Here is a 19,907-nt window from a genome sequence, read left to right as displayed (position 1 = left end):
TGTTGGTGTAAATGTGAGCTTCCCGCTCAAAGTTTTCAATGGCCGCTATCTCACTTTGTTTTGAGTTCCGCAAGCGAGCGTGACAGCAGTTCCGCCGGCAGCGTAACCACTTGCGCGGACTCGGTATAGACCAGCACGCAGTCGAAATTCTTTGCCGGATAAAGCGGCCGCAGGATTTCGCGATAGATGGCGAGCTGGGCGCGATGCGAGAGCGGTATTGCGTCGAGGTTCTTCGGCGGCACTCGATTGGTCTTGTAGTCGAGGATGATCACCCGATCCTCGGTCACCACCAGCCGGTCGATGCGGCCGGAAATCGCATAGTCGCGGCCTTCCAGCGCCAGCGTGCCCATGATCGAGACTTCCGATTGGCTCCGCTGCGAAAACACCGGCCCGAGTTCGGCATGCGCAAGCACTGACATGACGCTGGCGACGAGCTTTTCGCGCTCCGCTGCCGGCCAGAAACGGGCCGCACGGTCCGCATAACGACGGGCGGCGGAGTCACGTTCGGGCTCTGGAAAATCCGTCAGCATCTGCAGCATGCGGTGGACCAGCTTGCCCTTCTGCAGCGCCAGTCCCGCGCTGTCCTTCTGATCGGCAAACAGCGGCGAAGCGACGATCAGGTCGTCCGCGTCGTCATCGATCATCGTGCCGGCGCCGGAAGGGCTGAGCGGCCGCGGCAGGATTTTTTGTGGAGGCAGGGGACGGGAAAGCGCTGGCGGAAGCGGCTTTCTGTCCGCTGCCGTCGCCTCCTTGTGCGCCGCCTTCGGCGCCTGTCCGGGAGCGGCCGGAAGCCGCCATTTGAAACCGCCCCATTCGCCATCCGAGCCGCGAAACTCCGCCGGGCTGCAATGGTGTTCGTCGGCGGCGAGCGCCTTCGAGATCATCGACTGCCAGGTATCGGGATTGTCGATCTTGCCGCGATAACCGCAGACGATCAGCCGGTCGGCCGCCCGTGTCATCCCCACATAGAGCAGCCGGCGATATTCTTCCTCGGTCGAAGTCCTGATCCGATCGTCGTCGGCTGATGTCATCGCATTGGTCAGCATCTTGCCGGGCACCCAGGCGGGTACATTCTCGCCGGCGATCCGAAGCAGCCGGAATTTCGGCACATGCGAGGAGATGAACGCCTTCGAGCCGCTGTCGACGAGGAACACCACCGGCGCCTCTAGGCCCTTGGAAGCGTGCACGGTCATGATCCGCACCTCGTTGCGACCGCCGTCCTGTTCGCGCTTCACCTCCGGCGATTCGATTTCCAGCGTCGAGATGAAGGCCTGCAGGCCCGGCAATCCACTTGTCTCGTGGTCGAGCGCGAAGGTCAGGAACTCGTCGAGAATATCGCCGGCCTCGGTACCGAGCCGGCCAAGGAATTTCCGTCGCCCGCCTTGCGCGCCGAGGATCCGGGCAAACAGGTCGTGCGGGCTGAGCTGCCGCGAGAGGCTGAGAAGATGCTGAAGCCGGTCGGCCGCATCGCGGAACCGAAGCGGTTGCTCCTCGCTCAAACGGTTGAGCTGAGCCCAGGCGCTTGTGTTCTCCGCCCGCCGCGCCGCGACTTCGAAGACGTCCTCTTCCGAGAGATTGAAGAGAGGGCTTTTGAGCAGCGCCGCCAGCGAAAGGTCGTCCTGCGGCAAAAGCAGGAAACGGCCGAGCGCCAGGAGATCCTGCACCGCGATATGGCTGGTCAGCCGCAGCCGGTCGGCACCGGCGACGGGAATGTTGTCGCGGCGTTTCAGCGCGCGGGTCAGCTCGTTGACGAAGGCATCACGCTTTCGAACCAGAACGAGGATGTCACCGGCCTCGATCGGCCGTTCGACGCCCTTTTCGATAATCGTCTCCTTTCCGATCATCTCCTCGATCCGGTTGGCGATCCGGCCGGCGAGAATGGCGGAGGGCGCCTTGTCGGGCGTCGAATCGAATGGCGCCGTCCAGTCTTCCTCCTGTTCGGCGACTTCCGGCACCACCACGTCCCAGAGGTCGACGGCGCCCGGGTGGCCGATCCGGTTGGAGCGGTGCTGCACCGGTTCGCCGAGCGCGCTGAGGCCTCGAAAGTTCTCCTCCAGAGAAAACACCTGATCGACGGCAGCGAGCACATCGGCCGTGGAGCGGAATGAGAGCGGCAACCGCACTGAGTGGAAGGTCTGGTCGCTGGCCCGCACCCGTTTTTCCGTCTCGCGGCGTTCTTCCGCAAACCGTTCCGGCCGGGCGCCTTGGAAGGAATAGATCGACTGCTTTTCGTCGCCGACGGCAAAGATGGTGCGGCGGGTCTCGCGGGCGCTGGCGCCGGAATAGAAATCCTCCGCGAGCGACTTGATCACCGTCCACTGGATCGGGCTGGTGTCCTGCGCCTCGTCGACGAGAATGTGGTCGATGCCCTGGTCGAGCTTGTAATGCACCCAGGCGCCGACGCCGTCTCGGGTGAGGAGATCGGCGGCGCGGGCGATCAGGTCCTCGAAGTCGAGCAGGCTGCGCTGTTTCTTCAGGTCCTCGTAATCGTCGTTGAGGCGTTGCGCCAGCGTCAGAGCCGCCTTGGTGGCGAAGAACATCCGGATCAGCCGTAGCCGATCGCGACAAGTGACGACATGGGCACGGGCGGTTGCCACCGCTTCGGCGAGTTCCGGCGCCGTCGTTGTCATCGCCTTGGCGATCAGCGAACTGTCGGCTTTCGGCTTGCCCTCGCGGGTAAGGAAAATCTGGTCGAGATGCTGGGCCCGCTTCAGGACATCCGGCTCCTTGGCGACCAGTCGAAGGCCGTAGGCCACCTCAGTGACCTTCTGCCCGCCCTTCTGGTCGGCGAGCGCCAGATAAAGATCCAGCGTCAGGCCGGAGAGACCGGGCAGGGGCCAGTAGGCTGCTGCTATACTGTCTTCCGTGTCCGCCGGCCCCAACCCCAGCGCACGCTTCAGTTCGACGCCGATGCCGCCGTGGCGCTCCGCACACGCAATGAAACGGCGGATAGCGGTGCGGTTGGCGATGATATCGCCGAGCAGCGTTTCCAGCCCGAATTCGTCGCCGAGATCCAGCACGTGCGCAAAGGCTTCGGCCAGCACCGGGTCTTCTTCCGCAGAGGTCGCCGTCAGCAGCGAGCGGCGTGCGTCAGCCAGCAGGGCGGAGGCGGCGCGGTCGTCGAGCACCGAAAAATGCCCGGCGACATTGGCTTCGAGCGGAAACTGGTGCAGCAGCGCTTCGCAGAAGGCATGGATGGTCTGGATCTTCAGCCCGCCCGGCGTTTCCAGAGCCTTCGCGAACAGCCGCCGCGCCCCGGCGAGCTTAAAAACATCGGGCTCAGCACCTTCGATGCCGGCAATCCGCTTGCGCAGCTCGTCGTCGGAAAGCACCGTCCATTCCGAAAGCCGCTGGAAGACGCGGTTCGACATTTCCGATGCCGCGGCCTTGGTATAGGTGAGGCAGAGGATCGACGATGGCCGGCAGCCGGCGAGCAGCAGCCGGATCACCCGCTGGGTCAGCACATGTGTCTTGCCGGAACCGGCATTGGCCGAAACCCATGCGGAACTGATCGGATCGGAGGCGAGCGATTGCTGCACCGTCGTCCAGTCGATCCACTTGATCGGGTCGTTGCCCTCCGGAGCCAGATCACTCATCGACTTCCGCCTCCTCGTCGTCAGCCGTCGACCATTCGGCCACACGGGCGAGGTGGTCGTATTCGCCGCCGAAATCATTCTGCGCCATCGGAACGAGGCGCGATGCGAAGCCAGCTTCTCCATTGCGCAGGATGATCACGAACCGGGTGAGCTGTTCGAGGGATTCGTCGGCCAGATCGATCGCGGATTTCGGTTGCCGCTTGGCCGTCGCGCTCGAACCCTCGTTGTTGACTTTGTCTTCTCGGAACCGGTCGCCGGGACGCAGCCGGACATAGAGCAGCTGGTCGGGCGTCAACGGACCCGCATCCTTGAACGCTCCGGCTCTGAGCGCCGCCGCCTCAAGGCCGAGCTGCGGATCGAGCAGCGCCCGAGCCTGGGATACCGAGGGGTTGAGACCGGTCTTGTAGTCGATGAGATCGGCGAGACCCGATCCCTTGATATCGATCCGGTCCGCGATACCAGTGACGCGGATGCCGGCGGGCTCCAGCTCCCAGCCGGCACCGACTTCCGTCATCGTCCTGCGGATATCCGGCGCCCGCTCGACTTCCCAGTCCAGGAAGGCACGGGCGACTTCGACAAAACGGGGCCGCCAGACGCGGTCGATATGGGTTGGCAGCTGTTCGGCGTCGAACAGTTCCTCGGTGATCCGGCGCATCGCCTCTTTGGCCGCAGGCGTGCCGGGCTTGTGGCCTTCGCGCGTGTAGCGGTCGATGATCGCGTGATAGAGCGTGCCGCGTTCGGAAGCGCCGGGATCGCGGTTGAACGGGTCGAGCGGATCGAGTTTGAGGATGCGGCGGGCATAGATCGAATAGGGGTCGCGGCGCAGGCGCCCGACCTCGCTGAAGGAATATTTCACCGGCTGCAGGGTTGCCGGCGGCTTCGGGGCCGGGCGCTTGGCGACCGGCTGGTTTTCGCCGGCGTCGATCATCGAAGCCCAATCGCGATATTGGTGGCCGCGCGCCCTGAGCTCGTCCGCAAACTGCCGTCCACCCAGGGCCAGCAGCCGCTGCAGCCAGCGTGAGGCGACGGTCGGCGTCGATCCCTGGCGCGTCGAGCGCGACAGGATCAGATGCCGGGTGCCGCAGGCCATTTCAAAGTCGTGGGCGAGCTGGCCGATCCGCCGTTCCGGCGGCTCCAGCCCCATGTCGGTCTTCATGGTGCGGGACAGGAAAGGGTTGTTGACGGTCTGGCCCGGCCAGGATCCTTCGTTGAGCCCGCCGAGGATCATCGTGTCGACGCTCTGCAGTCGGGCTTCGAGCGTGCCGAAGATGAAGATGCGTGGATGACTGAGCGAACGGGGCTTTACCGCTTCGCCCGTCGTCAGTGCCATGACGATGTCGATCCACTGGGGACCGTCCGCCTCCATCTGCCCGTCGGTGTCGATGACTTCGGAGAGCAACCCCGCCAGCCGCTCGCCAGCTTCGCCGGACCAGAGCGCCGCAAGGTTTTTCCCCTCATCGACGCAGATGGCTTCCAGCGCGCGGCCCGTGCGTTCGGCCCAGTCGGAGAGCGTCAGCTTGGCGGTGAGGCCACGCCCGTCCAGCCGGCGGCGGATGAGGGCCGAGGCGAGCGGCTCGACCGCCTTCGCCAGCCGCCGGGCGAGGTCGCAGGCCTTGTCGACAGCGTCGGCGGGCAGCGACAGCCGCCAGTGAGGCGTATGCCGGTCTTTGAGCTGGGCAGCAAGCTGGGTTTCGAGCAGCGGCTCCAGCGCCGAAATGTCCATGTCGCCGAGGCCGCCGCGCAGCGCCAGGATTTCGAGCGCTTCGACGGAAGACCGCAGATCGGCGGTGGACAGGCCGAGCCGCATCAGCGGGTGTTTGATCAGCGCCACGATCGCCACCGGGTCGCCCGGCCGAAGCGTCGCTTCGAGGAGAAGTTGGGTCAGCGTGCCCTGCGGCGTGCCGGAAAGCGGCGAACCGGCGGAATCGTCGGCGAGCAGGCCGAAACGGGAAAGCTCGGCGGTCACCCGGCGGGCCAGTGCACGATCGGGGGTGATCAGTGCCGCCTGGCTCTCGCCGCCTTGCCTGCCCGGCTGCTCGAGCGCAAGCCGGAGAGCGATGGCGATCGCCACAGCCTCCTCGCGTTCGTTCGAGGCTTCGATCAGCGAAACATCGGCAAAGGCTTGGGCCAGGAGGGAGGGATCGGCGCTGTCCCGCCAGGTGCTCCAGCGGTCGGTCGCCTTGGCGGGTACCAGCGCCTGGGAGAGCGCTTCGGCGCGGAAGGCGAGATCGCCGGGAACTTCGCCAAGCACCGCCACGTCTTCCCGCGTCACGCCGAGCTTCCTGAGCAGCCGTGACAGGCCGAATTGCGAATGGCTGCGGCTGGCGGGTTCGGGTTTACCGTCAAAGGCTTCTTCGCCGATCATCGCCCACTGATCCGCCGGCATCGAGAGGTCGAGCCCCGGCAGAACGACGGTGCCGTTCGGAAGGTTGGAGATCGCGGCGATCAGGTCGGCAGCGGCCGGCACGGAGCCGGTCGAACCCGCCACGATCACCGGTCCCTTGTGATCCCTGGACGAAATCCGCCGTGCCTCGCCGCGCAGGATCGCCGCCTGGTGTTTCGCCGGTGAAGAACGGCGCAGTTCTTCGAGACGAAGCGGCCAGAAGGCGCTGGCGATCGACAGGAATTCGGCGGTCAGCTGCCACCAGAGTGCATGTTCGCCGGTGTCGAGTTTTTTTAGATCCGCCCAATCGCGCTCCTCGGTTTCGACCGCGTCGATAAGCTCCGCAAGCGCCCGGGCGAGCCAGATGGCATCAGCGGGGCTAGCCGGTGCGACGAGCGGGGATTCCGAATGCACGTCGAGCACGATTTTCGGAAGCTGGTTGCGCCAGGCAAGGATCAGCCGGCCGAGTTCTAGCAGGCGCGCGGTGCCGCCGATCGGCAGCGCCAGGTCCATCTCCTCAGGCGCCACCAAGTCGAAATAACCGCTGTCGTCATCGGTTTCGCCGAGCGGCCGGATGACCGGCAGGATCGCCGATCGGCCGCCGAGCAGGTCGACGAATTCCGAGCGCAGCACGCGGGCCGACCGTCGCGTCGGCACGTATATGGTAACGTCGGCGAGCGAAAGCGGATCGGACGGATCGTAACGAAAAGTCTCGTTGAGCCGGCCGTCGCAGAGTGCCGCCGCGACGGTCTTGAGGAACGGCGCTCCGGCGGGGATCGAAAAAACGCGCTTCTTGCCGGATAGCGTGGTCATGCCTCCACCGGATAGCGCGCGATCACCGCTTCGGCTTCCGGCAGCGCCTCCGGCGTGCCGACGGTGATCCAGTGGCCGTCGAGCATGGTGCCAAAGAGCCGGCCGCGGGCGATCGCCTTGTCGAAATAGATATTGATGTTGAAGGCATCGGACGGTGCGTCATCCAGAAAGGACGGGGTCATCGCGAAGGCGCCGGCATAAACGACCGGATTGGCCGGATCGTCCCGGTAACGCCTCAACCGGCCATCCGAATCCATGCCGAAATCGTTGATACCGTTGTGCCCGGTCGTGTTGTCGATATCGACGCAGAGCATCGCCATGTCCATGCGCTCCGGATCGAAGAACTCCGCCAGTTGCTGCAGGTTGGTCGGTTTACCGGGTGTCTCGCCGATCCAGAAGAGGTCGGCATTCATGATGAAAACCGTGCTGCGATCAAGGAGCTTCAGCCCCTTTACGATCCCGCCGCCATTGTTCATCAGCGCGTCGCGCTCGTCGGAGATCAGGATTTCAAGGCCCTTGTAGGCTTCGAGATGCGCCGCCATCTGGTCGGCGAAGTGGTGCACGTTGACCACCGCACGCTCGACGCCGGCTTCCTTTAGCGAATCCAGCACGTAGTCGATCATCGGCTTGCCGGCGACCGGCACCAGCGGCTTCGGCATCGTGTTGGTGATCGGCCGCATACGGGTGCCGAGCCCTGCGGCAAGCACCATGGCCTGCTTGATGGCGACTTGTTGGATGGTCATCGGAAACCGTATTTATGATTCGGGTGGTTCTATTCCAGCCCGGCGACACCAATCGCGCAAGGGGGTGAGCACATCGTGGCTCAGCGCCGTCGCGAGATGGCGGAGCGTCCGCGGCATATGCTTCAGATAGCCCGGCTTGCCATCCCGCTGCAAGAGCCGCACCCAAAGGCCGGCGAGTTTGCAGTTGCGTTGCGCCGCCATGATCGCCCAGGCCTTCAGGAACGTCGGTTCATCGAAGGCTCCGAGTGCCCGGCGAAGCGTCACGTAATCCAGCATCAACTGGTCGGCAAGCGCCTTCGGGATATCCACCCGCGCGTCCTGGACGATCGAGGCCAGATCATAGGCGGTCGGGCCGATCATCGAATCCTGGAAATCGATCAGGCCTACGCGTCGAACGCCCGACTCATGCGGCCGCCAGATGATATTGGGCGAATGGAAATCGCGCAGCAGCAGGTTCTTTTCGACGCCGTCGAGTTCGAGGATGAGATTGTCCCAGATCGCCAGATATTCCTGGCGTTCCTCGTCGGTCGCCGCCGTGCCGCGCTTCCAGGGCAGGTGCCAGTCGATCAGAAGCCGGGCTTCCATCTTCATCGCGGTCGGATCGAAGTCGGGAATGTGGTGGATATGGCCGTCCCCGACCGGCAGGTCCTGGCGCATCTCGTGGCTGTGCAGGAAGGCGAGGCACACAATGCTTTCGCGATAGCGTTCCTCGATGGGATTGCCGTCTTCGTCGACGGCCCCCTCTACGCCGAGATTTTCGATCAGCAGGATGCCCTGGTCGTAATCGACATGCAGCACTTCCGGCGCCGCCAGGCCCAGCTCGCGCAGATATTCGTCGATCGCCACGAAGGGATAGGGGTCTTCGGCCAGATGCGCGACCTTGGGATAAGGCTTTCCGTCGAGAACCGGCGGCCCTTCGGCCGGGCGCGGCCAATCCATCAGGATCAGCGTTTCGCCGTTTGTGATCGTCACGCTCTCATAGGCGCGCGTCGAAGCGTCGCCGGTAAGGAACCGCCGCCGGGCGCCGAGGTAGCCATGGGTGTCCAGAAATTCCCGGATCGCCAGCACACGGCGGATGCGCTGCATCTGCGCGTCCGGGGCGGTGATCGTCGCCGTCCGGCCGCTACCGCTCTGTTCGAGCCTGAGCTGGATGCGGGCCTGCGGCAGCAGGTCGTCGGCAATCTCGGGCCATTCCACCAGGCAGATGCCGTTGGAAAGCGCCTCGTCGAAACCAAGTTCGTCCAACTCGGAAGAATCACCAAGCCGATAGAGATCGAAATGCGCCACCGGAATACGCAGCTCGTAGCTCTGCACCAAGGTGAAGGTGGGGCTCGGCACTTCGAGCTCGTCTTCATCGCCAAGCGCGCGCAAAAAAGCCCGGGCGAAGGTCGATTTGCCGGCACCAAGATCGCCGGAAAGGGCGATCCAGTCGCCCTTCTTCAGCGCCAGCGCCATATCCGCGCCGAGGCGGATCGTTTCGGCCTCGTCGGCAAGCGTCAGGGTAAGGGCCGTCTCACCACTCATTCGGCGGCGACGGACCGCGCCGTCGTGCCGCTTGGAATGCGGCATGTAACCGTGGTTCCCTGGCCGGGCTTGCTGTCGATCGCGACATCGCCGTGATGCAGCGTCACGAAGCTTTCGACGATCGAAAGGCCGAGGCCCGCGCCGGAGCGCTTGCCGCCCTTGGCATTGGCCGAGAAGCGGTCGAATACCGTTTTCAGGATATCTTCCGGAATGCCCGGACCCTTATCGGTTACCGAGAAGAACACGTCGCTGTGGGTGCGCCAGCAGTTGAGCGTGATGGCTGAGCCGTCCGGGGCAAAGTTGGTGGCATTGGTGAGCAGCTTGATGAGGATCTGCTTCAGCCGCTGCTGGTCGGCGACGATGGTGCCGAGACCGGCCGGCGCGGTGATCGCCAGCGTAACGCCGTTTTCGTGCAGCCGGTCTGCAATCTGCATGGCCACGTCGTCGAGCAGGTCATCGATCGCCATTTCGGAATAGTTGAGCTGCATGATCCCGGCATCGACGGTCGCCAGATCGAGAATGTCGTTGACGATCGTCAGGAGAACCGACGATGACGTCGAGATATGATCGATATATTCCGACTGCCGCTCGTTCAACGGGCCGATGCCCGGCGTCTTCAGCAGATCGGTGAAGCCGATGATATTGGTCAGCGGCGAGCGCAGTTCGTAGGAGACGTGCTGGACGAAATCGTTCTTGAGCTCGTCTGCCTTCTGCAGCGCCTCGTTCTTTTCCTTGAGCGCCCGTTCCGCCCGCGCGCTTGCCGTCATGTCGACGAATGTGAGCATCGTCTGCGCGTTCGGCAGCGGCGTCACGGCATAGTCGAGGATCAGGCCGGAGTAGAGTTCGAACGTACCCTGCAGCGAGGGGCGCTCGTCGTCGAAATTGGTCAGCATCTGGCCGAAGCGGCGCCAGCCATCCTGCTTGTCGTAGGATGGCGCGCAGGCGGTCTCGATCGCCTTGATATGCGTGCCCGGCTTGGATTCCTCGGCGGTAATGCCCCAGAGCGCCCGGAAGGCGGGGTTGGAGAGGCGGATGCGCCCGTCCGGCCCAAAAACGGCGACGCCTTCGGAGAGATGGTCGATCGTTTCGCCCTGAACCTGAACCAGCGTGTTGTAACGGGTCTCGAGATCCACCTGTTCGGTAAGATTCTCAAACACCCAGGTGGCGCCGCCCTGCGGATGGGCGGTGGCGATCACGCGCAGTGTCTGACCGTTCGGCAGGTGCCAGAGGTCGGTCTGGGTGTTGGGAGATTGATAGACGGACAAGGCCGCGTCCTTCCAGCTCCGCCAGCTGAGCTGCTCCGGCAGCTTGCCTTCGCTGCGCAATTTGTCGAGCAGCTCGCTATTGTCCGGCCTGGAATCGAGGAAGGGCAGGGTAAACCCCCAGAGCTGTACAAAAGCCTGGTTGTAGAACTGCAGCCGGCGCTCGCCGTCGAAGATGGCGACAGGCGTCGCCAGATGGTCGAGCGTTTCGGCGTGGCTCTTCAGCGTCCGCTTCAGTTCCTCACGTACGGCTTCCGCCTCGGAAACGTCGACCGCCAAGCCTGCCGAACCGCCGGGTATGACGACATCGACGACGTCGAACATTGCCCGATTTCCGTGCACGACCGTGGATATCCGGTCATGGAAAGGCGAGGTGGGGGTTGCCGCCGACCTGATCTTTTCGCGTGCGATCGAGCCCAGAAATTCGCGGCCGTCCTCGAGCGCCTGCGCAGGCGTCGGAGCCTCCACGGCATCGCCATAGGCGTGGTTCACCCAGGTGAGCCTGCCCTGCGAATCGCGGCGCCAGACCGGGTGCTCGATGGCGTCGAGCAGCGAATGGAACATCATGATCGAGTTCGTCAGCCGCTCGCGCTCGATCTTGAGTTCGGCGAGTTCGGCGCGCAGGTTGTTGAGTGCGATGAAGCGGACGAAGGCCTTGCCGCCTGAAACGCGGCCCTGCACTTCCAAAATCTCGTCGCGGTTGGTCTCGACGACCATGTCAAAGGAGCGGGCTTCGACCCGCAGCAGTTCGACGGACTTTTCCAGTTCGCTGGCCGAACTGCCGCGCATCCAGCGGCCGAAGGCGAGAAATTCGCGGTCCTGCTGCGGTGCGCCGGTTTCCACCGGCAGCTGGCCGAGGAATTCAGGCTTCGATGAACCGCTTTCCCATACGACGATCCGGCGGTTCTTGTCGGCTATCAGAGCCTCGAACTTGGAAATCCGCTGCTGCGCATCCGAAAGGGCGCTGCGCATTTCCTGCGTTTCGGCTTCCATGTTGCCGCGCTGACGCACCAGCCAGATGGCGGAAAACAGGGCGGCACCAAGCGCGCCCATCACCAGCGATGAAACGATGACTTCCGTCGAGGAAAACAGCCGGACGGCTGCATCGCCCGACTGCTGCGCAAGCGCTGCGGTCGCGAGCCCTGAAAGGGAGGTGCCCGAAAGGAAAGCGCTGCCGAACAGCGCTAGGCGGCGAAGTCTTCCAACGGTCGCACTACCGTCCGCAGGCCCCGAAACGAAACGCAAAGCCGGAGCGTCCGCTCCGCCGCAAAGGGGATCGGCCCGTTCTGACGAGCTCATTTTTTTTACCGACATATCCGGTCTGTCTCCGTCCAATTGCCGCTCATCGACAAGACATACCACATCGCGCCTTGCCCGTAGCCGGACGGCTCCCAATCACATGGTGGGAACGTGACGATGGTCGAGAACCGCTTTGGGCTTTCGGCATCACGCTCCAGGGAAGGCGCGAATCAAGTTCTAAAACAATACTTGCTTAGGGAATCGCCGGGAAGGGATGCGCCCAAAAAAGAAACCGCGGCCTTTGTCAAGGCCGCGGCTACCATATCTTGTGGATTGACCGGCTATTGATTAGTACCGGTAGTGTTCAGCCTTGAACGGGCCCGTCTGCGAGACGCCGATGTAGGCTGCCTGCTCGTCGGAGAGTTCCGTCAGCTTCACGCCGAGCTTGGCGAGATGCAGGCGGGCGACCTTCTCGTCGAGGTGCTTCGGCAGGATGTAGACGTCGTTCTTGTACTCGCCCTGCTTGGTGAAGAGTTCGATCTGGGCAAGCGTCTGGTTGGTGAATGAGGCCGACATCACGAAGGACGGATGGCCGGTGGCGTTGCCGAGGTTGAGCAGGCGGCCTTCCGACAGAAGGATGATGCGGTTGCCCTTCGGGAACTCGATCATGTCGACCTGCGGCTTGACGTTGGTCCACTTGAGGTTCTTGAGCGCGGCGACCTGAATCTCGTTGTCGAAGTGGCCGATATTGCCGACGATCGCCATGTCCTTCATCGCACGCATGTGGTCGATGCGGATGACGTCCTTGTTGCCGGTCGTGGTGATGAAGATGTCGGCGCTGTCGACGACGTCTTCGAGGACGACGACTTCAAAGCCGTCCATGGCGGCCTGCAGGGCGCAGATCGGATCAACTTCGGTGACCTTGACGCGGGCCCCGGCGCCGGCGAGCGAAGCGGCAGAACCCTTGCCCACGTCGCCGTAACCGCAGACGACGGCAACCTTGCCGGCCATCATCACGTCGGTGCCGCGGCGGATGCCGTCGACCAGCGATTCCTTGCAACCGTATTTGTTGTCGAACTTCGACTTGGTGACCGAATCGTTGACGTTGATCGCCGGGAAGGGCAGCAGGCCCTTCTTGGACAGTTCGTAGAGGCGGTGGACGCCCGTTGTGGTTTCTTCGGTGACGCCCTTGATCGCGTCGCGCTGCTTGGTGAACCAGCCCGGCGATGCCTTGAGGCGCTTCTTGATCTGCGCGATGAGGATTTCTTCTTCTTCCGAGGTCGGGTTCGAAAGAACGTCTTCGCCGGCTTCGGCGCGGGCGCCGAGCAGGATGTACATGGTGGCGTCGCCGCCGTCATCGAGGATCATGTTGGTGAGACCGCCGTCGGCCCACTGGAAGATCTTGTCGGTGTAATCCCAGTATTCCGTCAGGGATTCCCCCTTGACGGCGAAGACCGGGATGCCCGCGGCAGCGATCGCCGCAGCAGCATGGTCCTGGGTGGAGAAGATGTTGCAGGACGCCCAGCGGATTTCTGCACCGAGGTGCTGAAGTGTCTCGATCAGAACGGCCGTCTGGATGGTCATGTGGAGCGAGCCGGAGATACGGGCGCCCTTCAGCGGCTTGGTGGTGCCGAATTCTTCGCGGCACGACATCAGGCCCGGCATTTCGGTCTCTGCGATGTCGAGCTCCTTGCGGCCGTAGGCGGCAAGATTGATATCCGCGACGACGTAATCCTTCTCAGTGCTCATAAAGCTCTCCATGTTCGGTGGTGCCCTTTCCGGCGGGGTACCGCCGGACGTGGCAAGACCCGCTTTGGCCAAGCGGAAACTGGCCAGCGGTTTAGCAGGCTTCCGGCAAGCTGGCAACGGGATATAAAGAAGTCTTTATATGTTTATGTCAGTGAAAGGTTAAGCTGCGGGCGCGTCAGGCTTCTTCGCCGAACTTGTTGGCGACGAGCTGTTCCAGCGCGTTCAACGCTTCCTCGGCCTGATGGCCTTCGGCTGAGACCTCGATCGAGCAGCCCGTGCTGGCGGCGAGCATCATCAGGCCCATGATCGAGGTACCGCCGACGGTCGTTCCGTCTTTGGAAACGGTAATCCGCGCATCGAAGCTTTCGACCATCTGCACGAATTTGGCGGAGGCGCGCGCATGCAGTCCACGCTTGTTGACGATCAGGAATTCACGGGAAGAGGGGGATGACATCCGGTCTGGGTTCTCATTTGCCGCTGAGGACGCGGCTTGCGACATTGATGTATTTGCGGCCGGCTTCGGAGGCCTCGGCGAGCGCCTTGTCCATGTTGTTGTCGCTGCGCACGCCGGCAAGCTTGATCAGCATCGGTAGATTCATGCCGGCAATCACTTCGATCCTGCCGCTTTCCATGACGGAAATGGAAAGATTGGAGGGTGTGCCGCCGAACATGTCCGTCAGGATGATGACGCCATGGCCTTCGTCGGCATTGGTGACGGCATCGACGATATCCTGCCGCCGCTGATCCATGTCGTCCTCGGGACCGATCGATACGGTTTCGATGAATTTCTGAGGCCCGACGACATGCTCCACCGCATGACGAAATTCCTCAGCCAGCTTGCCATGGGTGACAAGCACTAGTCCGATCATGAAAACTGCCCCCTGCTATGGAAACTCGGCGCCAATATCGCATTGCAATAAGGCGGTCCAGCGGTGGGATGCCATCTTCTCCAAGTAGACTCGAAGTTCAAGTTAAAAAATCAGGCTGCGGGGTGATCAAAACGGCATCTCGCCGTGAAAATCAGACGCGAACGCCGCCAAAACTGCCAAAGGGTCCGCTGCACCGCGCCATATCCGGACAAGCGGAAGGTCGCCGAGACCGGGGACCAGGAAGCGTTCGTTTTCCGGCGGGAGCCTTTCATCTTCGGGCAGGGAGATGATCTGGACCGCAAGGTCCAGCGCTGCGGCGGAGAGGCTTTCGAGACGGGCGATGCCGCTGCCGCGCAGTTCGATGAGGCCGGCGATCGGTTCCGGCCGGGTGGCGAGCAGATGATCGCCGTGGCGCGAGACGAGCACCTGATCGTCGGCCACCAGGGCTGCGAAAGCGCCCTGACGCCGGACCGCGGCGACACAGGCGAAGGCGAGCATGGATTTGCCGCTGCCGGACGGGCCGGTGAAGAGGAGGCCCTTGGTGCCGATGACGATCGCGGTCGCATGGATATTGACCGGCTTCGTGCTCATTGGTCTTCGCCGCCCGGCAGCGACAGCGTGAAGCGCGCCCCGGTCACGGCATCCGTCTTGGCGTCGTGCACGTTTTCCGCCTTCAGCGATCCGCCATGGGCCTCGGCGATCTGCCGGCTGATAGACAGGCCGAGGCCGGAATTCTGGCCGAAGCTCTCGCCGTCGGGCCGGTCCGTATAAAAGCGTTCGAAGATGCGGTCGATATCCTCCGCCTGGATGCCGGGACCGTTGTCCTCCACCGTCACGATCACGCGGTCCCTGGTGTGGGAGAGCCGGATGGTGATGCGGCCGCCCTTCTCAGGCACGAAGGATCGTGCGTTCTCGATGAGGTTGGTGATGATCTGCCCGAGGCGAAGATCATGGCCGTTGACCAGGAAGGCCGACCGGTTGCCGGCCTTGTTGTCCACGGCGAGACTGATTTCCACCGGCTTACGGCCGCTGCGGATCTGCCTCGAAATATCGACGAGATTGCCGAGCAGGTTTTCCATGTCGACGGGCGTCGAATCCGAGCGGGCAAGCTCGGCATCCAGCCGCGAAGCATCGGAAATATCGCTGATCAGGCGGTCGAGGCGGCGCACGTCGTGGAAGATGATTTCCGTCAGGCGCTGCTTCGACTCCTCGGACTTCGCCAGCGGCAGCGTCTCGACGGCGCTGCGAAGCGAGGTCAGCGGGTTTTTGAGCTCGTGGCTGACGTCGGCGGCAAAACTCTCGATCGCATCGATGCGGTCGTAGAGCGCGTTGGTCATCTCGCGAAGCGCGATCGAAAGATTGCCGATTTCATCCTGGCGATAGGAGAAGTCGGGGATTTCCTCGCGCTGTTTGGCGCCGCGCCGCACGCGGATTGCGGCGGCCGCCAGCCGCCGCAGCGGATTGGCGATGGTCGACGACAGCAGCAGCGACAAGAGGATGTTGACCAGCGTCGCGACGCCGAAGACGCGCATGATCGCCAGCCGTTCCGCATGCACGATCTTGTCGATGTCGCCGGCCTGGGTCGACAGAAGAAGCACGCCGAGCACGGCGCGGAAACGCTGGACCGGCACGGCGACGGAAACGATCAGCTCGCCTCGGTCGGTGACGCGCACGAGCGCGCCCCGAACGCCGGTCAGCGCGTTCATCACCTCCGGATAGATTGAACCGTCGCCACCAGGCGCTTCCTTGTAGACCGGCAGGTTGCCCGGCTGCAGCAGGCGGTTGATGAGGCCTGCAAACCACTCGCTCCAGGTCTGCGCTTCGTTTTCCACCGGCGGCAGGTCGAAACGCAGCACCTGTCCGCGCGAATAGAGATGGCGCGAATCGAGCAGCAGGTTTGCGTCGGCATCGAAAATCCGGGCGCGTGTGCGGGTCGGAGAAATCAGCCGCCTCAGAACCGGCGCGACGCGCTCTGGATCGATCGGAAAATCGAGGTCCTCGTCGTTCGGCACCGGCGTAATGCTCTGCCCGGCCTGCAGTTCAAGGAGTTTCTGGGGGTCGATGGTGATCGAGTTGGTATCGACCGAGGCTGAGGCGGAAATCGCGCCAGCGATGATCTCGCCCTGGGTCAGCAGGCTCTCGACGCGAGCGTCGATCAGCCCCTCGCGGAACTGGTTGAGGTAGAGAATGCCGGCGACCAGCACCACCGTCGCGGCGATATTGAAGAACAGGATGCGGCGGGTGAGGCTCGAAAAGACCGCGTGGCCGAACACCCGCCGAATGAGCGTGAAGGGACGCGACCAGAACCTCCGCGGCGCGCGGCGTGTCCCAGCCTTCTCCATTCGGGCGATATTGCTGTCGAACGTTTGATCTGCCACTGCAGTCCTTCCACCGGGCCAGCTTAGCGCTGGTCCGGCCGTGGCTTCAAGTTAACCTTTCGCAAGGGTCAAGCCGCCTCGCGGAATCGATAACCCACGCCATAAAGCGTTTCGATCATATCGAAGTCGTTGTCGACCATCTTGAACTTCTTGCGCAGCCGCTTGATGTGGCTGTCGATGGTGCGATCGTCCACATAGACCTGCTCGTCATAGGCGGCGTCCATCAGCGCATCGCGGCTTTTGACGACGCCGGGCCGCTGGGCCAGGGAATGCAGGATCAGGAACTCGGTCACCGTCAGTGTCACCGGCTCGCCTTTCCAGGTGCAGGTATGGCGCTCCTGGTCCATGGCAAGCTGGCCGCGTTCGAGGGTGCGGGCTGCCTGCTGATCGGCTGCCGTCTTGGCCCCGGCACCGCCGGCGGCTTGTGCCTCGCGGCTGCCGGCGCGTCGCAGGATCGCCTTGACGCGCTCCACCAGAAGACGCTGCGAGAACGGCTTGGTGATGAAGTCGTCGGCGCCCATCTTCAGCCCGAACAGTTCGTCGATCTCTTCATCCTTGGAGGTGAGGAAGATCACCGGCAGGTCGGACTTCTGTCGCAGGCGGCGCAGAAGCTCCATGCCGTCCATGCGCGGCATCTTGATATCGAAGATCGCCAACTGCGGAGGGCGGGCGATCAGCCCGTCGAGCGCGGAAGCGCCATCCGTATAGGTCTCGACCTTGTATCCTTCTGCCTCGAGTGCAATCGACACCGACGTCAGGATATTGCGGTCGTCGTCTACGAGCGCGATTGTCTGCATGCTCTCCATCTCCGTCATCATCTATGCGCAGCTCCTGGAATTTACCCCAGCCAGGCGGCATCAGCCGACGCGCTTCTTGAGTATAAAGGTGGAACAAATTGTGGCAAAGATAAAGGGGCCGCTGACGATCGTGCGTTTTGGCAATGAGCTTTAAGATAGTGCGGATGCGGATTGAAACAGTTATTAAACCGATTTAAAGAGGAATAAAATTTTTTAAATCGATTAAATAATTGATATTATTAAAGAATTTTCAAAGGGCCTCTTGCCCTTTTAGAAATCTGTCATTAATTTCACGTCAGTCCCCACGGCAAGCTGAAGGAGTGCGCGCATGGAGGAGTTTGGACTTCACAACCCGTCCAAGGGTTTAGCGGCGATCGGTCTCGGCGGTGTATCGCGTGTTTATTACAATTCGTCCGAGGTTGAACTCTACGAAGAAGCAATCCGCCGCGGTGAAGCCGATCTGACGATCGACGGCGCCCTCCGCGCCGTCACCGGGCAGCACACCGGCCGCTCCCCCAAGGACAAGTTCATCGTCCGCGATGCCGGCACCGAGAACCGTGTCTGGTGGGGCAGCGACAACAAGCCCATGAAGCCTGAACACTTCGAAGTCCTGAAGCAGGACATGCTCGCCCATGCGGCCGGCAAGACGCTGTTCGTCCAGGATCTGGTCGGCGGCGCCGATGCCGAGTATGCGCTTCCGACCCGCGTCGTCAGCGAATTCGCCTGGCACGCCCTCTTCATCCGCAATCTTCTGATCCGTCCGGATCGCGCCACGCTCGAAAGCTTCGAAGAGAAGCTGACGATCATCAACCTGCCGAGCTTCAAGGCGGATCCCGCCCGCCACGGCTGCCGCACCGAGACCGTGATCGCCTGCGATTTCACCAATGGCCTCATCCTGGTCGGCGGCACCTCCTATGCCGGCGAAAACAAGAAGTCGGTCTTCTCCGTGCTCAACTACTTCTTGCCGGAAAAAGGCGTCATGCCGATGCACTGCTCGGCCAATGTCGGCCCGGACGGCGATACCGCACTGTTCTTCGGCCTGTCCGGCACGGGCAAGACCACGCTGTCGGCCGATCCGAACCGCACGCTCATCGGCGACGACGAGCATGGCTGGGGTGAAAACGGCGTCTTCAATTTCGAAGGCGGCTGCTATGCCAAGGCCATCAACCTTTCGGCCGAAGCCGAGCCGGAGATCTATGCGGCGACCCGTCGTTTCGGCACGGTGATCGAAAACGTCGTGCTCGACCAGAACCGGGCTCCGGATTTCAACGATGGTTCGCTGACCGAGAACACCCGCAGCGCCTATCCGCTGCATTTCATCCCGAATGCATCGAAGACCGGCACGGCACCGCAGCCGAAGTCGATCATCATGCTGACCGCGGATGCCTTCGGCGTCATGCCGCCGATCGCCAAGCTGACGCCTGAGCAGGCGATGTACCACTTCCTCTCCGGCTACACGGCCAAGGTCGCCGGCACGGAAAAGGGTGTCACAGAGCCGGAAGCGACGTTCTCGACCTGCTTCGGCGGGCCGTTCATGCCGCGTCACCCGGCCGAATACGGCAACCTGCTCAAGGAACTGATCGCCCGCCACGGGGTCGATTGCTGGCTCGTCAACACCGGCTGGACCGGCGGGGCTTACGGCGTCGGCCGCCGTATGCCGATCAAGGCGACCCGCGCCCTCCTCAGCGCTGCGCTCGATGGCAGCCTGAAGAACGCCGAGTTCCGGACCGACCCGAATTTCGGTTTCGCGGTGCCGGTCGCCGTTGAAGGCGTCGACAATGCGATCCTCGATCCCCGCTCGACCTGGGCGGACGGCGCCGCGTTCGACGCCTATGCCAAGAAGCTCGTCTCGATGTTCATTCAGAACTTCGGGCAATACGAAGACCACGTCGACAGTAAGGTGAGAAGCGCAGCTCCGGTCATGCTTGCCGCCGCCGAGTAATCTTTGAAGGATTCACGTGAAACCGCCGGCCCGGGATAACACCCTGGGCCGGCGGTTTTCTTTTTGCCGGCTTTGTGGGAAAGATGCGGGCCTGCCGCATGTCGCCCGAACGTGGGTGCCGGTTCCGGACAACGGCATGCGCCCAAGAACAAAGACCAGAGACCTATGGCCAGCAATCCCCTTGTCATCAACAACCGCATCACCATCGCCGGATGGGAACTGACGGAACAATTCGTGCTGGCGGGCGGGCCGGGCGGCCAGAACGTCAACAAGGTCTCCACGGCGGTCCAGCTTTTCTACGACATCGTGAATACGCCGTCCCTGCCGGAGCGGGTGAAGGAAAACGCCATCAAGCTCGCCGGAAAGCGGGTGTCGAAGGATGGCGTACTGATGATAGAAGCGAACCGGTTCCGCAGCCAGGAGCGCAACCGGGAAGACGCACGCGAGCGGCTGAAGGAACTGATCCTCAAGGCGGCCGAACCGCCACCGCCGCCGCGCAAGAAAACCAATCCGACCAAGGGTTCGGTGGAGCGACGGCTGAAGGAAAAATCCGGCCGTTCGGACGTCAAGAAGATGCGCGGCCGGCCAAGCGGCGACTAACGGCGGAGATTG

The 19,907-nt window shown here is 62.9% G+C and carries 13 protein-coding genes; 2 read left to right on the top strand and 11 right to left on the bottom strand.

What is annotated here, in order from left to right; all coding sequences use genetic code 11:
- Positions 1-50: 50 nt before the first annotated feature.
- The 11 genes from addA to chvI form a co-directional block, all read right to left on the bottom strand.
- A complete protein-coding gene (addA, locus tag C5L10_RS15625) occupies positions 51-3,596 on the bottom strand; it encodes a double-strand break repair helicase AddA (protein ID WP_105430435.1) in 3,546 nt (1,181 codons plus the stop codon).
- Positions 3,589-6,792: a double-strand break repair protein AddB gene (gene addB, locus C5L10_RS15620; protein WP_105430434.1), complete on the bottom strand. Its 3,204-nt coding sequence runs from the start codon at positions 6,790-6,792 to the stop codon at positions 3,589-3,591. Before addB ends, addA begins: the two co-directional genes overlap by 8 nt.
- Complete coding sequence (locus C5L10_RS15615; RefSeq protein WP_105430433.1) at positions 6,789-7,535, bottom strand: nucleotidyltransferase family protein; 747 nt, start codon at positions 7,533-7,535, stop codon at positions 6,789-6,791. The genes addB and C5L10_RS15615 overlap by 4 nt, the downstream gene beginning before the upstream one ends.
- Before the next feature lie 12 nt (positions 7,536-7,547).
- Positions 7,548-9,059: a tRNA (adenosine(37)-N6)-threonylcarbamoyltransferase complex ATPase subunit type 1 TsaE gene (gene tsaE / locus C5L10_RS15610; RefSeq protein WP_105430544.1), complete on the bottom strand. Its 1,512-nt coding sequence runs from the start codon at positions 9,057-9,059 to the stop codon at positions 7,548-7,550.
- Entirely contained in the window at positions 9,056-11,635 is a 2,580-nt protein-coding gene (locus C5L10_RS15605; RefSeq protein ID WP_371411943.1) for an ATP-binding protein, read from the bottom strand. The genes tsaE and C5L10_RS15605 overlap by 4 nt, the downstream gene beginning before the upstream one ends.
- A 273-nt stretch (positions 11,636-11,908) precedes the next feature.
- Positions 11,909-13,309 carry an adenosylhomocysteinase gene (ahcY, locus tag C5L10_RS15600; RefSeq protein WP_105404803.1) on the bottom strand — a complete coding sequence of 467 codons (1,401 nt, stop codon included), beginning with the start codon at positions 13,307-13,309 and terminating at the stop codon, positions 11,909-11,911.
- A gap of 175 nt (positions 13,310-13,484) precedes the next feature.
- Positions 13,485-13,763: an HPr family phosphocarrier protein gene (locus C5L10_RS15595; protein WP_105430432.1), complete on the bottom strand. Its 279-nt coding sequence runs from the start codon at positions 13,761-13,763 to the stop codon at positions 13,485-13,487.
- Positions 13,764-13,776: 13 nt separating this feature from the next.
- The gene (locus tag C5L10_RS15590) at positions 13,777-14,178 is read right to left on the bottom strand and encodes a PTS sugar transporter subunit IIA (protein ID WP_037086324.1); all 402 of its coding nucleotides are present in this window, start codon (positions 14,176-14,178) and stop codon (positions 13,777-13,779) included.
- Between the two features lie 126 nt (positions 14,179-14,304).
- Positions 14,305-14,769 carry an HPr kinase/phosphorylase gene (locus C5L10_RS15585; protein WP_105430431.1) on the bottom strand — a complete coding sequence of 155 codons (465 nt, stop codon included), beginning with the start codon at positions 14,767-14,769 and terminating at the stop codon, positions 14,305-14,307.
- A complete protein-coding gene (locus C5L10_RS15580) occupies positions 14,766-16,520 on the bottom strand; it encodes a sensor histidine kinase (RefSeq protein WP_245448020.1) in 1,755 nt (584 codons plus the stop codon). Before C5L10_RS15580 ends, C5L10_RS15585 begins: the two co-directional genes overlap by 4 nt.
- A gap of 104 nt (positions 16,521-16,624) precedes the next feature.
- Positions 16,625-17,353 (bottom strand): two-component system response regulator ChvI, encoded by a 729-nt coding sequence (gene chvI / locus C5L10_RS15575; protein ID WP_038591664.1) that lies wholly within the window; start codon positions 17,351-17,353, stop codon positions 16,625-16,627.
- 328 nt (positions 17,354-17,681) lie between these two features.
- On the opposite strand from chvI, the gene C5L10_RS15570 reads away from it, so the two are divergent.
- Both C5L10_RS15570 and arfB read left to right on the top strand, forming a co-directional pair.
- Positions 17,682-19,295, top strand: a complete 1,614-nt coding sequence (locus C5L10_RS15570; protein WP_105430429.1) for a phosphoenolpyruvate carboxykinase — start codon at positions 17,682-17,684, stop codon at positions 19,293-19,295.
- A 165-nt stretch (positions 19,296-19,460) separates the two neighbouring features.
- Positions 19,461-19,895: an alternative ribosome rescue aminoacyl-tRNA hydrolase ArfB gene (gene arfB, locus C5L10_RS15565; protein WP_105430428.1), complete on the top strand. Its 435-nt coding sequence runs from the start codon at positions 19,461-19,463 to the stop codon at positions 19,893-19,895.
- Positions 19,896-19,907: the final 12 nt, after the last annotated feature.

The sequence above is a fragment of the Neorhizobium sp. T6_25 genome, from assembly GCF_002968555.1.
Classification (GTDB): domain Bacteria; phylum Pseudomonadota; class Alphaproteobacteria; order Rhizobiales; family Rhizobiaceae; genus Neorhizobium.
Note: the sequence above shows the minus strand (reverse complement) of the source record. Positions and strands in the feature narration are given on the sequence as shown.